17 protein-coding genes are annotated in these 15964 nt (G+C 74.3%); 8 read left to right on the top strand and 9 right to left on the bottom strand.

The features are described 5' to 3' along the window. Positions 1-10 precede the first annotated feature (10 nt). The 8 genes from N912_RS0111545 to N912_RS51230 form a co-directional block, all read right to left on the bottom strand. Positions 11-1159: a serine hydrolase domain-containing protein gene (locus N912_RS0111545; RefSeq protein ID WP_028922543.1), complete on the bottom strand. Its 1149-nt coding sequence runs from the start codon at positions 1157-1159 to the stop codon at positions 11-13. 99 nt (positions 1160-1258) lie between these two features. After that, positions 1259-2626: an MFS transporter gene (locus tag N912_RS0111540; protein ID WP_028922542.1), complete on the bottom strand. Its 1368-nt coding sequence runs from the start codon at positions 2624-2626 to the stop codon at positions 1259-1261. A 26-nt stretch (positions 2627-2652) separates the two neighbouring features. Further along, on the bottom strand, positions 2653-3549 hold the full coding sequence (locus N912_RS0111535; RefSeq protein WP_028922541.1) for an HpcH/HpaI aldolase/citrate lyase family protein: 897 nt from the start codon (positions 3547-3549) through the stop codon (positions 2653-2655). 22 nt (positions 3550-3571) lie between these two features. Next, a complete protein-coding gene (locus N912_RS0111530; RefSeq protein WP_028922540.1) occupies positions 3572-4819 on the bottom strand; it encodes a CaiB/BaiF CoA transferase family protein in 1248 nt (415 codons plus the stop codon). Next, a complete protein-coding gene (locus N912_RS0111525) occupies positions 4816-5301 on the bottom strand; it encodes a MaoC family dehydratase (RefSeq protein WP_037064218.1) in 486 nt (161 codons plus the stop codon). The genes N912_RS0111530 and N912_RS0111525 overlap by 4 nt, the downstream gene beginning before the upstream one ends. Then, positions 5298-6476: an acyl-CoA dehydrogenase family protein gene (locus N912_RS0111520; RefSeq protein ID WP_028922538.1), complete on the bottom strand. Its 1179-nt coding sequence runs from the start codon at positions 6474-6476 to the stop codon at positions 5298-5300. The genes N912_RS0111525 and N912_RS0111520 overlap by 4 nt, the downstream gene beginning before the upstream one ends. Then, positions 6473-6955, bottom strand: coding sequence for a MaoC family dehydratase (locus N912_RS51235; protein ID WP_037064216.1), 483 nt, complete (start codon positions 6953-6955; stop codon positions 6473-6475). The genes N912_RS0111520 and N912_RS51235 overlap by 4 nt, the downstream gene beginning before the upstream one ends. Then, positions 6952-8343, bottom strand: coding sequence for an MmgE/PrpD family protein (locus N912_RS51230; RefSeq protein ID WP_084210816.1), 1392 nt, complete (start codon positions 8341-8343; stop codon positions 6952-6954). Before N912_RS51230 ends, N912_RS51235 begins: the two co-directional genes overlap by 4 nt. Positions 8344-8466: 123 nt before the next feature. Between N912_RS51230 and N912_RS0111505 the strand changes: the two genes are divergently transcribed. The 6 genes from N912_RS0111505 to N912_RS0111480 all read left to right on the top strand — a co-directional run bounded on the left by N912_RS0111505 (position 8467) and on the right by N912_RS0111480 (position 13417). After that, entirely contained in the window at positions 8467-9222 is a 756-nt protein-coding gene (locus N912_RS0111505; RefSeq protein ID WP_211261212.1) for an IclR family transcriptional regulator, read from the top strand. Positions 9223-9324: 102 nt separating this feature from the next. Further along, positions 9325-10716 carry a CoA transferase gene (locus N912_RS0111500; RefSeq protein ID WP_037064724.1) on the top strand — a complete coding sequence of 464 codons (1392 nt, stop codon included), beginning with the start codon at positions 9325-9327 and terminating at the stop codon, positions 10714-10716. Positions 10717-10794: 78 nt separating this feature from the next. Further along, positions 10795-11331 (top strand): hypothetical protein, encoded by a 537-nt coding sequence (locus tag N912_RS51225; protein ID WP_064745240.1) that lies wholly within the window; start codon positions 10795-10797, stop codon positions 11329-11331. Positions 11332-11351: 20 nt separating this feature from the next. Beyond that, positions 11352-11714, top strand: a complete 363-nt coding sequence (locus tag N912_RS0111490; protein WP_028922535.1) for a BlaI/MecI/CopY family transcriptional regulator — start codon at positions 11352-11354, stop codon at positions 11712-11714. Continuing rightward, positions 11711-12664 (top strand): M56 family metallopeptidase, encoded by a 954-nt coding sequence (locus tag N912_RS0111485; RefSeq protein WP_028922534.1) that lies wholly within the window; start codon positions 11711-11713, stop codon positions 12662-12664. The genes N912_RS0111490 and N912_RS0111485 overlap by 4 nt, the downstream gene beginning before the upstream one ends. A 15-nt stretch (positions 12665-12679) precedes the next feature. Then, complete coding sequence (locus tag N912_RS0111480; RefSeq protein ID WP_028922533.1) at positions 12680-13417, top strand: MBL fold metallo-hydrolase; 738 nt, start codon at positions 12680-12682, stop codon at positions 13415-13417. Between the two features lie 7 nt (positions 13418-13424). Here N912_RS0111480 and N912_RS0111475 read toward each other — a convergent pair whose 3' ends face one another. Continuing rightward, a complete protein-coding gene (locus tag N912_RS0111475; protein ID WP_028922532.1) occupies positions 13425-14192 on the bottom strand; it encodes an IclR family transcriptional regulator in 768 nt (255 codons plus the stop codon). A gap of 113 nt (positions 14193-14305) precedes the next feature. Between N912_RS0111475 and dhaK the strand changes: the two genes are divergently transcribed. Continuing rightward, positions 14306-15304: a dihydroxyacetone kinase subunit DhaK gene (gene dhaK, locus N912_RS0111470; RefSeq protein WP_028922531.1), complete on the top strand. Its 999-nt coding sequence runs from the start codon at positions 14306-14308 to the stop codon at positions 15302-15304. Positions 15305-15307: 3 nt separating this feature from the next. After that, entirely contained in the window at positions 15308-15961 is a 654-nt protein-coding gene (gene dhaL, locus N912_RS0111465; RefSeq protein WP_028922530.1) for a dihydroxyacetone kinase subunit DhaL, read from the top strand. The last annotated feature ends 3 nt before the right edge of the window (positions 15962-15964 follow it).

The following is a 15964-nucleotide window of genomic DNA, read 5'->3' as shown; positions in this document are numbered from 1 at the left end:
CGGCGCGCGGTCAGACGCCGGCGGTGTACCGCCAGAAGTCCCGCATCCACCGCGCCGGCACCGGGCTGTCCGAGCCGGCCTGGGTGAGCAGGATGCCGACCGCGCCGGTGGCCGGGATGACGTGCGCGCTGGTGCCGGTGCCGCCGACCCAGCCGTAGCGCCCCGGCACGTTCCAGGGCTCGGTGGCGGCGATGTCGACGGTGCCGCCCATCCCCCAGCCCTGTCCCTCCAGGAACAGCTCGCCGATCTTCCGGTGCGCCGCGGTGGTGTGGTCGGTGGTCATCAGCCGCACCGCGTCGGCGGAGAGCAACCGCCGGCCTTCGTCGGTGACGCCGCCGGCGAGCAGCATCCGGGCGAACGCAAGCCAGTCACCGGCGGTCCCGGCCAGCCCGCCGGACCCCATCGGGAACGCCGGCATGGTGCTCCACTGCCCGTCCGGGGTGTCCATCAGCTTCAGCTCGCCGGCGGGTTGGGTCTTGTACAGGCTGGTGAACCGGCCGAGCTTGCCGGCGGGCACGGCGAACGCGGTGTCGGTCATGCCCAGCGGCGCGAACACCCGCTCGGCCAGCACATCGGGCAGCGAGCGGCCGGTCACCCGCTCGACCAGCACGCCCTGCACGGTCGAGCAGGTGTCGTACAGCCAGGACTGCCCCGGCTGGTAGAGCAGCGGCACCCGGGACAGCTGGGCGATCCACTCGTCCGGCGGCGGGAAGCCGGCCACCTCGCGGCCGTCCTTCTGCACGGCGAACAGCGGTTGGGCTGCCGGCAGCGAGAAGTCGGAGGGGAAGCCCCACCCGGCCTGGTTGGTCAGCAGGTCGAACACGGTGATCGGGCGCTCCGCCGGGACCACGTCGCCGGCCGGGCCGGCCGGGGTGCGCGCCACCACCGGCTCGGCCAGCTCGGGCAGCCAGCCACCGATCGGCTCGTCCAGCCCGATCCGGCCGTCGTCCACCAGCATCAACACCGCCGCCGCGGTGATCGGCTTGGTGATCGAGGCGATACGGAAGATCGAGTCACGGGCCATCGGGGCGGTGTGATCGGCGTCCGCGAACCCGACCGCCGCCCACTCGACCCCGGCCGCCGAGGCAACAACCGCCACCGCCCCCGGGAACGATCCGTCGTCGACGTAGACCCGCAGTAGGTCTTCCAGGCCGGCCATCGGGGTGCTCCTCTCGGGGGACGACGCTCGCCGCCCCTGGGTCGAGGCGCTCCCGGCCACTCTGACACGGCCCGGCCGCATGTCACCCGATCGGGGCAGCTACCCGGCGTCGGCGGTGATGGAGGCGAGCGGGCGGCCGGTGGTGCGGACCCCGAACACGGCCACCAGCACGCCGACGGCGAGCATGCACGCCGCCACGTACACGAACACCGACCCGTACCCCCAGTTCTGGAACAGCACGGCGACCAGCGCCCCGCCGCCGGTGCCGGCCAGCCGGCCCAGCCCGTTGGTGAACCCGGTACCCACGCCGCGCAGCCGGGTCGGGAACACCTCGGGGGTGTAGGTGTAGATGAACGCGGTGTGCATCTGCAGCAGCAGCGTGACCAGCAGCCCGCTCGCCAGAATGACCGGCAGGTTGGCCACGAACCCGTAGACCAGCACCAGCGCGCCGAGCGCCACGTCGATGCCGAGCATGGCGTACTTGCGCTCCCACCTGTCGATCACCGGCCAGGCCAGCAGCGCACCCGGCACCGCGCCGATGGACAGGATCGCGGCGTAGGTCAGGCTCTGCTTGACGTCGTAGCCCCGCTCGGCCAGCAGCGTCGGCACCCAGGCGTTGAAGCCGTAGAAGCCCAGGATGCCGAACACCCAGGCCGCCGAGAGCACCAGCGTGCGCGACCGGTACCTGCCGAAGAACAGCTCGCCCAGCCGCCCCGGCTGCTCCGGCCTCGGCGCCGGGCCCACCGGCGGCAGCTCCGCGCCGGTCCGTTCCCTGGCCTCGCGTTCCAGCCCGGCCACCAGCTCCTCGGCCCGCGCGCGCCGCCCGCGCTCCTCCAGCCAGCGCACCGACTCCGGCAGCGTCCGGATCATCGCGAACGCGGCCAGGATGCCGGCGCCGCCGAGCACGAACACCCAGCGCCACGACTGCGGCCCGGCCGGCACCACCAGCCGGGCGAACCAGGACATCATCGGGATGCCGATCAGCCCGATGCCCAGGATCAGCGACTGGTGCCGGCCCCGGATCCTGGCCGGGAACATCTCCGCGATGTAGATCAGCCCGACCACGGTCAGCGCCTCCAGCCCGACCCCGGTCAGCACGCGCAGCACGCCGAGCACCGCCATGTTCGGCGACAGCGCGCTGAGCAGCGAGAACAGCGAGTACGCGAACGCGGAGCCGATCAGCGCCCAGCGCCGGCCGTAGTTGTCGGCGATCCGGCCGCCGATCAGCGCGCCGACGAACATGCCGAGGAACGCCGCCGAGGTGACCAGGCCGATGTCGCCCACCGTCGCGCCCCAGTGCTCGCGCAGCGCCGGCGCGACGTAGGCGAACGTGTTCAGGTCGGCCAGCTCGAACAGGAACACCGCGCACAGCAGCGCCGCCCACACCCGGTGTGACCGGGTGGCCACCGGAATCCTGTCCAGCCGTGCCGAGATGTCCAACTCCGAAGCCACCGACCGCTCTGTCACGGGCTCCTCCTTTTGTTGTGTCCGACCTACATCCCGATCAGATCAGCCTTGGCGATCGTGTTGCGCAGGATGCGGATGGACGCCACGTCGATCATGTCGCCGTCCACCGCGACGGCACCCAGGCCCTGTTCCTCCGCCTCGGCGTAGGCCCGCTCCAGCCGCCGCGCCCGCTCCACCTCCTCGGCGCCGGGCGAGTACGCCTCGTTGGCCAGCGCGATCTGCGACGGGTGGATCGCCCACTTGCCCACGTACCCGATGGACCCGGACAGCGCGCACTGCCGGCGGTAGCCGTCCGGGTCGCCGAACGCGGCGAACGGGCCGTCCACGGCGTCGATCCGGGCCGCCCGGGCCGCGACGACGATCTTGTTGCGGGCGTAGTGCCAGACGTCGCCGGGATAGTCACCGGCGCCCCTGGCCACCTCGGGGTGCACGCCCTGCGCGGCCGAGTAGTCCCCCGGGCCGAAGATCACCGCCTCCAGCCGGGGGCTGGCGGTGGCGATCTCCTCGACGTTGATCAGCGCCTCGACCTCCTCGATCAGCACCTCGATGCCGATCCGCTTGGTCATGCCCAGCGACTCCTCCAGATGGCCGAGCAGCCGGTCCAGCCACCAGACGTCCCTGGCGGCCAGCACCTTGGGCACGATGATCAGGTCGAGGGCCTCCCTGGCGCCCTCCACCACGTCGATCACGTCCCGCAGCGACCACGCGCTGTCCAGGGCGTTGATCCGCACCGCGCGGGTGGGCGGCTTCCAGTCCAGGGTGGTCAGCGCGCGCACCACCTTGGCCCTGGCGGCGACCTTCTCGGTGGGCGCGACCGAGTCCTCCAGGTCGCAGAACACCAGGTCGGCATCGCTGCCGGCGGCCTTGGCCAGCATCTTCTCGCTGCTGCCCGGGGTGGACAGCTCACTGCGTCGCAGGCGCACGCCCGTTCTCCTTCCAGGGGGTTCAGCCGACCGCGCCGGCGGTGCGCAGCGCGGACACCCGGTCGTCCGGGTAGCCCAGCTCGGCCAGCACCGCGTCGGTGTGCTCGCCGAGCAGCGGCGCCCGCCGCATCGGCGACCCGGCCCCGGTGCCGAACTTGATCGGACGCCCGGCCACCGCCAGCGGCTCGGCCACGCCGGGCTGCTCCAGGGCGACGAGCATCTCCCTGGCCCGCACGTGCGGGTCGGCGAAGATGCGCTCCACGGTGTTCACCGGCGCCAGCGGCACCTTCGCGGCCAGCTCCGCCTCCACCTCGGCCACGCCCCGGGCCGACGTCCAGGCCTCGATCACCTCGCGCACCAGCTCGCGGTGCGCCACCCGGCCGGCGTTGGTGACCAACCTCGGGTCGTCGGCCAGGTCGCGGTGGCCCACCGCCGCGCACAGCAGCCGCCAGTGCCGCTCGCCCGGCGCCGCGATGGCCACCCAGCCGTCGGACGCCCGGTACAGGCCGAACGGGCAGAACAGCGGGTGCTCGTTGCCCTCCCGGCCGGGCGAGTCGCCCAGGTAGGAATGCTGGTAGATCATCCGCTCGCACAGGGCGAGCACGGCGTCGTACATGGCCACGTCGACGAAGTCGCCCACGCCGGTGGCGCCGGCCCGGTGCAGCGCCGAGAGGATCCCGACGGCGCACAGCGCGGCCGGCAGGATGTCCCCGACCCCGGGCCCGACCTTGGTGGGCGGCCCGTCCGGCTCGCCGGTGATCTGCATCAGCCCGCCCATGGCCTGGGCCACCACGTCGTAGGCGGGCCGCTGCAGGTACGGGCTCGCGCCGGTCCTCGGGTCGCCGAAGCCGCGCACCGCCGCATACACCAGCCTCGGGTTGTCCTCGGCCAACCGCTCGTACCCCAACCCGAGCTGGTCCATCACCCCGGCCCGGAAGTTCTCCACCAGCACGTCGCTGGATCGCGCCAGGTCGCGCACCACCTCGCGGGCACCGTCCGTCTTGAGATCCAGCATCACGCCGCGCTTGTTGCGGTTCACGCTGGCGAAGTAGCCGCCGTACGCGCGCAGCCCGTCGTCCGGGTGGAACGGCCCCTGCGGGCGGGTGATGTCGCCCTGCGGCGGCTCGATCTTCACCACGTCCGCGCCCAGGTCCGCCAGCAACATCGTGACGAACGGCCCGGCCAGCGCCCGGGTCAGATCGAGAACCCGGAGCCCGTGCAGCGGACCCCGTGAGTGGCTAGGGGTGCTATGGCGCCCCTTGCCACTCACGGGTTCGTCCAGTGGGAGGCGCGTTTGAGCAGGACGGTGCGGCGGGCGGTGAAGACGACCTCGTCGTTCTGGTTGTGGCCGGTGTGGGCGAAGGTCACCACGCCGGCATCGGGACGGTCGGCGTCGGAGGTGGCGAGCACCTCGGTGGTGGCGTAGAGGGTGTCGCCGTGGAACACGGGCTTGCGGAAGCGGACCTCGGTCATGCCCAGCTCGGCCAGCGCGTTCTCGCCGGTGTCCTGGGAGGCCAGGCCGATGACGAGGGACGCGGTGACGCCGCCGAAGACGATCCGCCGGCCGAACTCCCCCTCGGCCATGAGGTGCTCGTTGAAGTGGCCCTGGGCGGTGTTCATCACCAGGTTCGTGATCAGCACGCCGTCCATCTCGGTGACCGTCTTGCCGCGCGCGTGCCGGAAGCTGTCGCCCACCGCGAAGTCCTCGAAGTAGTTGTCCGAGCCGGTCAGCTCGGCGGCCCGGGGCCTCACGGGCGGCCCATCAGCGCGTCGGAGATGATCCGCATCTGGATCTCCGAGGTGCCTTCGAAGATCTTGGTCAGCCGCGCGTCGCGCCAGTGCCGCTCGACGGCGAAGTCGGTGGTGTAGCCGGCGCCGCCGTGGACCTGAAGGCCCTCGCTGGTCACCCGCTCGGCCATCTCGCTGGCCACCAGCTTGGCCATGGACGCCTCGGTGCCGCAACGCTCGCCGGCGTCGTAGCGGGTGCACACGTCGTACATCAGGGCGCGGGCCGCCTCGATCTGGCTGGCCATCCACGCGATCTTGAACCGGATGGCCTGGAACTCCCCGATCGGCCGGCCGAACTGGGCGCGCTGGGCGGCGTAGGTTATCGAGTCCTCCAGCGCGCCCCTGGCCAGCCCGATCGCCCGGGCCGCGGTATGCAGCCGGGCCACCTCCAGGTTCTGCATGGCCAGGTAGAAGCCCCTGCCCTCCTCGCCGACCAGCGCGTCGGCCGGCAGCCGCACGTCGTCGAAGGACAGCTCCCAGGTCTTCCAGCCCCGGTAGCCGATCTTGCGGACGGGGGTGCCGCCGACTCCGGGCGGGAGCGTGCCGCGGGCTTTGTCGATCATGAAGGCGCTGACGCCCCGGTGGCGGCGGGCCGGGTCGACGTGCGGGTCGGTGCGGGCGAACAGCAGGATGTAGTCCGCGCCGTCGGCGAACGTGCACCACATCTTCTGGCCGTTCACCACCCAGCTCCCGTCGACAAACCGGGCGCGGCAGGAGATGTTGGCGACGTCGGAGCCGGCCTCGGGCTCGGACAGCGCCATCGAGCCGAGGTAGCGGCCGGCGGCGACCTCGGGCAGCAGCCGGTTGCGCCGCTCCTCGCCCCAGCCGCCCATCAGCTTGTTGCCGCGCGCCATGATGCTGGCCACGCTCATCCAGCCCCTGGCCAGCTCCTCGGCCGCGATGCAGTACTCGAAGACGCCCAGGCCCAGCCCGCCGTGCGACTCCGGGATCATGATGCCGAAGAAGCCGAGGTCGGCCATCTTGTCCCGCAGCGACATCGGGATGTCCGCGCCCTCCGGGTCCAGCTCGTTGGCCACCGGCAGCACCTCGCGCCGGGTGAACTCGCGGGCCAGCGCCTGGAACTCACGCCGCGCCGGGGTGAGGTACCGGCCGGGTGCCGCCACCGTTTCTGTGGTCACGACGACGCCTCCCGCCGGTTGATGAGATTGGTCCTGGTGAACGAGATGACCGGGTCGTTGTCCGGCTGCCGATAGCGGAACCCCTCGGTCCGCCACGAGACGATGCCCTGGTGCGGCCGGCTGGCCGAGGCCTTCACCGAGGCGACGGTGCTGCGCGCCACCAGCGTCTCGCCGACCAGGACCGGCCCGTGGTGCACCAGGTCATCCACGCCGAGGAACGCCCCGCCGGACTCGCTGAGGTCCTGCACGCTCATCCCGAAGGTGACCAGGAAGACCAGCATCGGGTTCGCCACCAGGCCGTCGTGGCCGTGCTCGCGGGCGTAGGGCAGGTTGAAGTACGAAGGGTGGTAGCTCAGCGTCAGCGCGGAGAACGTGGCGTTGTCCGACTCCAGGATCGTGCGCCCCCAGTGGTGGGTGAACACCTGGCCGACCGTGAAGTCCTCGAGGTGGTGGCCCTTCGGCCAGACCCGAGCCGTCACCGGGCCGCCCCCGGGCCGGTGAGCGCCGCCAGCTCCGCCGCGGACGGCGGGTCCCCCGGGTCGGCCAGCAGCCGCTCGCGCAGCGCGGACGCCCGGTGCGGCCCGAGCACCGGGGCCACCAGCGCGTCGAACTTCGCGGCCAGCCGCGCGGACTGCTCGACCGGCGAGCGCGTCCAGCTCGGGGTGCCGGCGTCCGCCTCGGCCCGCCAGGTCCGCCCGGCCCGGTCCCGCACGGTGACCCGCGCCTGGTAGCGGTCGAGCCGGTCCGAGCTGACGGTGACGACCCGCTCGCGCAGCCCGGACAGCCCCGGGTCGGACACTCCCGCGTCGGTGAACGCCGACTCGTCGGTGCGGCCGGTGGCCAGCGCGAGCGCCGTCGCGAACCGCACGCTGAACTTGCCCTCCAGCCCGGTGCGCGGCTCCGGGATGTCGCACACCCCGATGTGGTCCGGGCTGATCAGGATCTCCGCGGTGTCGACGGCCGAGGGGTCCAGGCCCTGCTCGCGCACGGCCAGCGCCGCCTCGATGCTGGCGTGGGTGAGGTAGCAGGACGCGTGGTACTTGAACAGCACGCCGGTGACGTGCCACGGGTCGCCGAACGGGGTGTGCAGCGCGGCCGGCTCCGGGGCGTCGGAGAGCGTGCGCAGCAGGCCCTGCTCGCCCTCCAGCGCGCCGCGCGCGGAGTCGAACCCGGCGGCGGCGAGCCGGGCGGACAGGATCCCGGCGGCGGCCGCCTTGCCGGCGTGCAGCGGCTTGCACATGGTGCCGAACATCGACTTCAGCCCGGCGGCGTGGGTGGCCGCGATGCCCAGCGCGGTGGCCGTCCGGTCCGCCGACAGGCGCAGCAGCCGGGCGGCGGCCGCGGCGGCGCCGAGGGTGCCGGCGGTCGCGGTGGTGTGGAAACCGCGCCGGTAGTGGGCGGTGCCCAGGGCGGCGCCGACCCTGATCTCCGTCTCCATGCCGGCTACCAGCGCGGTGACCAGCTCCGGCCCGCCGGTGCCCAGCTCCTCGGCCAGCGCGAGCGCGGCGGGCAGCACCGGAACCGTGGGGTGCCCGCCCATCGCCGGCGACACGTCGTCGAAGTCCAGCGCGTGCGCGGCGGTGCCGTTGACCAGCGCCGCGTCCCGCGCCGGCGCCAGCTCCGAGGTCCCCCACAGCCGCGCGGTGCCCCGGCCGCCGTCGGCCAGCACCACCGACCGCACCGCGCCCACCGCCGGCTCCCCGGCCGCCGCGATGCCCACCCCGAGACCGTCCAGCACGCACTGCGCCGCGCAGACGCGCACGTCCGTACCCAGGTCACCGAAGCACAGGCCGGCCACCCGCTCGCCGAGCACCGAACAGCCGTCCCGGGCCTGCATGGCAACCGGCGGCACTGCCGATCGAGTCATCGCACACCTTTCTTCGTGCCACAATGTGGCACACTATGTGCTGCAATGCGGTACACAACACTCTGCGACGGACGCCCGCCGCATGTCAATGACCGCTACCGATCGTCTTGGGATACTTCGCGGATGACGATGCAGAGCGTCGTGCGCAGCCTGCAGGTGCTGGAGGCCGTCGCGGCGCACCAGCCGGTGGGGGTGGCCGAGCTGTCGCGACGGCTGGAGCTGCCCAAGAGCACCGTGCAGCGCGGCCTGCTCACCCTCGCCGAGGCCGGCTGGCTGGAGCCGGCCGGGCAGCCCGAGGGCGAGCCCACCCGCTGGGCGCTCGGCCCGGCGGCGCGGCGGCTGGCCAGGGGGCACGACCGCGAGATCAACCTGCGGGAGGCCGCGCTCGGCCCGATGCAGGCGCTGCGCGACGAGACCAACGAGACGATCCACCTGGCCGTCTCGGACGGGCTGAGCTGGGTGGTGCTGGTCGAGCGGATGGACTCCACGCAGGCCGTGCGCACCTTCAACGAGCTGGGCACCCGCACCCCGATGCACGCCACCTCGACCGGGCTGTCCATGCTCGCGCACTACCCGGCCGGCCGGGTGGACGCGGTCATCGCCGAGGGCCTGGCCACCTACTCCCCCACCACGATCGACGACCCGGACGAGCTGCGGGCCGAGCTGCGCCGCATCCGCAAGCGCGGCTACGCGATCAACCTGCGCTCCTACCGCCCGCAGGTGGCCGCCGTCGGCGCCGCCATCCTGGACCGGGCGGGCGAGCCGGTCGCGGGCCTGTGCATCTCCATGCCGGACTCGCGCTACCAGCGACGCCTGGTGCCGCACTGGGGAGAGCTCGTGCGCAAGGCCGCCACCGACATCGCCGGTCGCCTGGTGTGACGGGGCTGTATTTTCGCCTCACACGCCGGCGAGGCTGGATGAGCGCTCTTCACGGGGCTGGTTGGAGTTCGGTGCGGGTCGCGCTGTGTCACGATCGTGGGCGTGAGCGAACCCGGGTGGCGCGCGCTGCTCGCCGAGGCGTGGGGGGCGGTGACCGGCGCCGACACGCCGCCGCTGGAGCCGACGGTGGACGCGGTGCCGCGCGAGGAGCTGCCGTCCGGCCTGCCGGTGGCGGACGCGGCGGTCGCCTGTGTCGCGACGGCTCTGCTGACGGGCTCGGCGCTGGCGGGCTCGGTGATGGGTGGCCGCGCGCGGTCGGTGGCGGTGAGCGGCGGTCAGGTGGCGGCGGCGGTGCGCAGCGAGCGGTACCTGCGCGTCGACGGGAAGGGGCTCGGTGAGGGGTTCGCGCCGCTGTCCCGGTTCTGGCGGGCGGCGGACGGCTGGGTACGCACCCACGGCAACTACCCGTGGCACCGGCGCGCGCTGCTCACCGCGCTCGAGCTGGACGGCGCCGACCCCGATCCCGAACGCGTCGCGGCGGTGGTCCGTGAGCTCGCGGCCGGCGAGGTGGAGCGCCGGGTGGTGGACGCCGGCGGGGTGGCCGCCGCGATGCGCACCCCGGAGCAGTGGCTGGCCCATCCGGCCGGTCGGGCGGTGGCCGCGCGGCCGCTTGTCGCCGAGACCCGGTTCGAACCGGGCCGGCCCCGGCGGCGGGAGGCCGGCCCGCTGCCCGCGTCCGGGGTCCGGGTGCTCGACCTGACCAGGGTGATCGCCGGCCCGGTGGCCACCCGGTACCTGGCCGCGTTGGGCGCCGACGTGCTGCGCCTGGACCCGCCGGAACGCCCGGAGCTGCCGATACACCGCTACGACGGGCTGCCCGGCAAGCGCAGCGCGCTGCTGGACGCGGCCACCCCCGACGGCGCCGCCCGGCTGCACGAACTGCTCACCGACGCCGACGTGCTGGTGCACGGCTACCGCCCCGGCGCGCTGGACCGGTTCGGGCTGAACGGCGCGGAGCTCGCGCACCGGCATCCGGGCCTGGTGGTGGTCGCCCTGTCCGCCTGGGGCCCGGACGGCCCGTGGGGGCACCGGCGCGGCTTCGACTCGATCGTGCAGGTGGCCACCGGGATCGCGGCCCGCGAGTCGCCCGACGGCGAACGCCCGGGCGCGCTGCCCTGCCAGCTGCTCGACCACGGCACCGGGTACCTGTGCGCGGCCGCCGCGCTGGACGGGCTGCGCCGGCAGGCCGAGCACGGCGGCGGCGTGCTGCGCGAGCTGTCGCTGGCCCGCACCGCGCACTGGCTGCTCGCCCAGCCCCCGGCCCCCGAGCCCGTCCGCCCCACCGCCCGGGCGGACGCCGACGCCTGGCTGACCACCGTGCCCGCCGACCAGGAAACGATCACGACGGTGGCGCCGCCAGGGGCGCTGGACGGCGTACCGCTGAGCTGGCCGGACCGACCGATCCGATACGGCGCGGCCCCACCCCGCTGGTAACCGCGGGCCCGCGCACGCCCGGACGGCCACTACTATGCGCGATAGTAGTTCCTGCCGTCGAGAGGTTGAGAGGCCCGCATGACCCGGACCGACCACGCCCGGCCCCGGCCGGTGCTGACCGGCAGATGGGGGCGGGGACTGGTCGCGGCGGCGGTGAGCGCGCTGGTCGTCGGGGTGCCCACGGACGTGCTGGACAACCCGTACTTCACCCGGATGACCCCGGTCCGGTGGTGGGACTACGCGGTGCTCGCGGCCACCGCGCTGCTGACCGGGCTGTGGGCGGTGCTGCCCGGCGGGATGTCGGTGAGCGGCTACCGGGCCACCGGGGCCAGCCTGCTCGGCAGCCTCGCGGTGGGCTGCCCGATGTGCAACAAGCTGGTCATGGGGCTGCTCGGGCTGTCGGGGGCGCTGGCGGTCTGGGCGCCGCTGCAGCCGCTGCTCGCGGTCGGGTCGGTCGTGCTGATCCTGGTCGCGGTGGTCGCCAAGTGGCGGACGGCGTCGTCCTGCCCGGTTCCTCGGACGGACCCGGGCGCCGACGCGCGGCCGGCGGGCATCGGCGAGGATGGCACGCTGTGGCCGCTGGAGGGCTGGGACCCGCACCGGTCCCGCGACTGACCGGCGTCAGGAGGGCGACCGTGCACGGGCTGGGCGAGCTGGAGTCCGCCGTGATGGACGTGCTGTGGCGGGCGGACGGCCCGGTCCGGGTCCGTGACGTGCGCCAGCGGCTGGACGTCGGGCGCACGCTGGCCTACACGACGGTCATGACCGTGCTGGACAACCTGCATCGCAAGGGGTGGGTCCGCCGCGAGCTGGCCGGCAAGGCCTACCGCTACGCCACGGCGACCAGCCGCGAGGAGGCGGCCGCGCGGGCGCTGCGGGAGGTCATCGACGGCTCCGGCGACCCGGACGCGGTGCTGCTGCACTTCGCGCGCTCGGTGTCCGAGCACGAGTCGAGCGTGCTGCGCGCGGCGCTGGAGGAACGGCGCGACGAACGGTGACGGTGTCGGTGGCCATGGTCCTCGGCGCGGCGCTGGTCGGCTCGTGCCCGCCCGCCCGGCTGCGCCGGTTGCCGGCGTCCCGGATCGACCCGTCCGCCCTGATCGTGGCCTGGCTGCTGACCACCGCCGGGGTGCTGGGCACCGCGGGCGCCGGGGTCGCGCTGCTGCTGGTGCCCGACCACGGGGTGCCGAGCGGGCTGCTGTCCGCCGCCGGCGGCTGCTGGTCCGCGGTCACCCACGGGGCGTCGCCGGACGTCGAGCAGGTCACCGGGGTGCTGGGCCTGCTGGTGCTGCTCTCGGCGGCGGTGAACGTCGTGCTGATCGGCTCCCGGGTGGCGGCCCGCCGCGCCCGCGCCCGCCGCGAGCGGGTGGCCGTGCTCCGGCTGGCCGCGCGCACCGAGCCGGGCTCGCCCGAGGTCCTGTGGCTCGCGCACGACCGCCCGCTCGCGTTCGCCATGCCCGGCCGCCCGAGCTACCTGGTGGCCACCGAGGGCCTCGGCCGCCACCTGACGCCCGCGCAGGCCGGCGCGGTGCTGGCGCACGAGCGGGCGCACCTGCGCGGGCGGCACCACCTGCTGGTCGCGCTCGCGGACGTGCTGGCGGCCGGGCTGCCGTTCCTGCCGCTGTTCGGCGCCGCGCCGGCGGCGGTGCGCGAGCTGGTGGAGCTGTCCGCCGACGCGGAGGCGGCCCGGCGGTGCGGCGCCGGGGTGGTGCGCTCCGCGCTGGTCCGGGTCGCCGGCGGGGCACCCGGGGCGTCGCTGGCGTTCGGCGAGGACGCCCTGGAGCCGAGGTTGGCCCGGTTGGAGCGGCTGGCGGCGGACGCCCGGCCGGTCACCCGGGTGCGCCGGGGGCTGGCCCGCGGGGTCGCCGGCGGCTCGGTGCTGCTGCCGGCCCTGGCCGCGGCGGCGCTGTTCGCGGCCACGTCCACGCTGTACTGCTCGGGGCTGTGACGACACAATCGCGCCATGAGGATCACGGTGGTGGGCAGCGGCGACGCATTCGGCTCCGGCGGGCGCTTCCAGACCTGCATCGCGCTCGGCCCCGACGACGGGAACGCCCACACCCTGGTCGACTGCGGCGCGACCAGCCTGGTCGCACTGCGCGAGCAGGGCTTCGACCCGAACGCCATCGAGACCGTCCTGATCACCCACCTGCACGGTGACCACTTCGGCGGGCTCCCGTTCCTCGTCCTGGACGGGCAGTTCCGGCGGCGGACCACCGACCTCACGGTGGTCGGCCCGCCGGGCACCGAACGGCGGCTGGCCGAGGCCATGGAGGTGTTCTTCCCCGGCTCCAGCACCGTTCGGCGGCGGTTCGAGGTGCGCGTGGTCGAGCACCGCGACCGGGCGCCATTCAGCACCGAGCGGTTCACCGCCGTGCCCTTCGAGGTGCGCCATGCGTCCGGCGCCCCGGCGTACGCGCTGCGGGTCCAGGACGCCGACGGCGCCGCCCGCGTCGCCTACTCCGGGGACACCGAGTGGACCGACGCGCTGCTCGCGGCCGCCGAGGGCACCGACGTGTTCCTCTGCGAGGGCTACACACCCGCGCCGGTGCGCTGGCACCTGGACCTGGGCACCCTCGGCGAGCACCGGGACCGGTTCGACACCCGGCGGATGATCCTGACGCACCTGTCCCCGACCGCGCTGTCCGCCGACCTGTCCGGCTGGGAGACCGCGCACGACGGCCTGGTCGTGCGCGTCTAGGAGGCGATCACGGACGGGCGGCGGGCGGCGGCCAGGTGGGGGCGCCCAGTTCGCGGGAGATCGCGCGGGCGGTGTCGCGCAGGGCGTCGAGCGCGTCGGGGGGCAGCGGCCAGCGGGCGGCGGGCACGACCAGGGAGATGGCGCCGGGGGTGAGCCCGGTCGCGTCGGCCAGTGGCGCGGCCGCGGCGCACTCGCCGAGCACGGCCTCCTCGTTCTCGGTGGCGATGCCGGTGCCGGCAACGGCGTCCAGCTCGTCGCGCAGGGCGGCGGGGTGGGTGATGGTGCGGCCGGTCATACCGCGCAGGGTGTGGCCGGCGGCGGTGAGCGCGGCGTAGGCGTCGGCGTCGAACGCGAGCAGCGCCTTGCCCACCGCGCTGGCGTGCGCCGGGATGACGATCCCGACCTCGGGCATCTGGCGGGTGCCGTCCGGGCGCGGTTCGTGGGCGACCACCACCACCTCGTCGAAGAGCAGCACGCCGGTCCGGACCGCGCACCCGGTGCGGCGGGCCAGGTCCTCGGCCCAGATCGCCACCCGGGAGCGCAGCTCCAGCGTGTCCAGGTAGACGTTGCCCAGGCGCAGCGTGGCCGGGCCGAGGCGGTAGCGCCCGGAGTCGCGTTCCTGCTGCACCATGCCGTGCGCGAGCAGGGTCCGGATCAGCCCGTGCACGGTGGACGGCGCCAGGTCGAGCCGGGCGGCGATCTCGCCGAGGTTCAGCCGCCGCGCGCCCTGCAGCACGGTGAGGATGCGCAGCGCGCGGTCCACCGCCTGGATCACCTGACCGGCTCCTTCGGGTTCACAGCCTTGTCTGTGGCGCAACAGTAGCGTATGTTCCACACCACATTCGACATCGTCGAACGAAATTCGTGAACCGGAACCCAGGGGACGCGATGAAGAAGCTGATCAACGATCCGTCCGAGGTCGTGTCCGACGCGCTGCGCGGGGTCGCGGCGGCGCATCCCGAGCTGAAGGTCGACCACGAGAACCGGGTGGTGTACCGGGCCGACGCGCCGGTGCGCGGGAAGGTCGGGCTGGTCTCCGGCGGCGGGTCGGGGCACGAACCGATGCACGGCGGCTTCGTCGGGCCGGGGATGCTCGACGCGGCGTGCGCGGGCGAGGTGTTCACCTCCCCGGTGCCGGATCAGATGCTGGCCGCGACCAGGTACGTCGACGGCGGCGCCGGCGTGCTGCACATCGTGAAGAACTACACCGGCGACGTGATGAACTTCGACATGGCCGCCGAGCTGGCGGCCGCCGACGGCGTCGAGGTTGCCTCGGTGGTGATCGACGACGACGTCGCGGTGCGGGACAGCCTCTACACCGCCGGCCGGCGCGGGGTCGGCGCCACGGTGCTGGTGGAGAAGATCGCCGGCGCGGCCGCCGAGGCGGGCCGGCCGCTCGCGGCGGTCGCCGACGTCGCGAAGAAGGTCAACGCCGGCGCCCGCAGCATGGGCATGGCGCTGACCTCGTGCACCGTCCCGGCCGCCGGGAAGCCCACGTTCGACCTGCCGGACGACGAGATGGAGATCGGGATCGGCATCCACGGCGAGCCGGGCCGCGAGCGGGTGCCGCTGGAGCCGGCCAGGCGGGTCGCCGAGCGGCTGCTCGAACCGATCGTGTCCGACCTGGGCCTGTCCGGCGGCGACTCGGTGCTCGCGTTCGTCAACGGCATGGGCGGCACCCCGCTGCTGGAGCTGTACCTGATGTACGCCGAGGTGGCCTCGGTCCTGGAGCGGGCCGGCGTCGGGATCGCCCGCTCGCTGGTGGGCAACTACATCACCAGCCTGGAGATGGCCGGCTGCTCGGTCACCCTGCTGCGGGTGGACGACGAGCTGCTGGAGCTGTGGGACGCGCCGGTCCGCACGCCCGGCCTGCGGTGGGGGATCTAGGGCATGGACACAGCGGGCACGGCGGACACGGCGGCGCTGGCCAGGTGGGTCCGGGAGTTCGCCAGGGTCGTCGCCGCCGAGAAGCAGCGGCTGACCGAACTGGACGCGGCGATCGGGGACGCCGACCACGGCATCAACATGGACCGGGGCATGACGGCGGTGCGCGACGCCCTGGACGCCTCACCGCCGGCCGGGCCGGCCGCGCTGCTCAAGCAGGTGGGCATGACGCTGGTCAGCCGCGTCGGCGGGGCGTCCGGGCCGCTGTACGGCACGTTCTTCCTGCGGATGGGCACCGCGGCGGGCGACGCCCCGGAGCTGGACGCCGCCGCGCTGGCCTCGGCGATCCGGGCCGGCCTGGACGGCGTGGTGCAGCGCGGCAAGGCCGAGGCCGGGGACAAGACGATGTTCGACGCGCTGGCCCCGGCCGCCGACGCGCTGGACGAGGCGCTGGCCTCCGGCGCCGGGCTGGCGGACGCGCTGCGCCGGGCCGCGACGGCCGCCGAGGCCGGCCGGGACGCCACCGCCCCGATGCTGGCCCGCAAGGGCCGCGCCAGCTACCTCGGGCAGCGCAGCGTCGGCCACCAGGACCCCGGCGCCACCTCGGCCGCCCTGCTCATCACGGCGTTGATGACAGCGCTCGCCGACACCCAGGGCTGACGC

The organism is Actinospineispora acaciae DSM 45401 (assembly GCF_000620785.1).
Taxonomy (GTDB): domain Bacteria; phylum Actinomycetota; class Actinomycetes; order Mycobacteriales; family Pseudonocardiaceae; genus Pseudonocardia; species Pseudonocardia acaciae.
The sequence above is the reverse complement of the archived record's forward strand: the minus strand, read 5'-3'. Positions and strand labels throughout refer to the sequence as shown.

Excerpts from the sequence above, each read along its gene's own strand:
- N912_RS0111545 (WP_028922543.1), bottom strand. The coding sequence starts at position 1,159 with ATGGCCGGCCTGGAAGACCTACTGCGGGTCTACGTCGACGACGGATCG.
- N912_RS51230 (WP_084210816.1), bottom strand. The coding sequence starts at position 8,343 with ATGACTCGATCGGCAGTGCCGCCGGTTGCCATGCAGGCCCGGGACGGC.
- N912_RS0111505 (WP_211261212.1), top strand. The coding sequence starts at position 8,467 with ATGACGATGCAGAGCGTCGTGCGCAGCCTGCAGGTGCTGGAGGCCGTC.
- N912_RS51225 (WP_064745240.1), top strand. The coding sequence starts at position 10,795 with ATGACCCGGACCGACCACGCCCGGCCCCGGCCGGTGCTGACCGGCAGA.
- N912_RS0111480 (WP_028922533.1), top strand. The coding sequence starts at position 12,680 with ATGAGGATCACGGTGGTGGGCAGCGGCGACGCATTCGGCTCCGGCGGG.
- dhaK (WP_028922531.1), top strand. The coding sequence starts at position 14,306 with ATGAAGAAGCTGATCAACGATCCGTCCGAGGTCGTGTCCGACGCGCTG.
- dhaL (WP_028922530.1), top strand. The coding sequence starts at position 15,308 with ATGGACACAGCGGGCACGGCGGACACGGCGGCGCTGGCCAGGTGGGTC.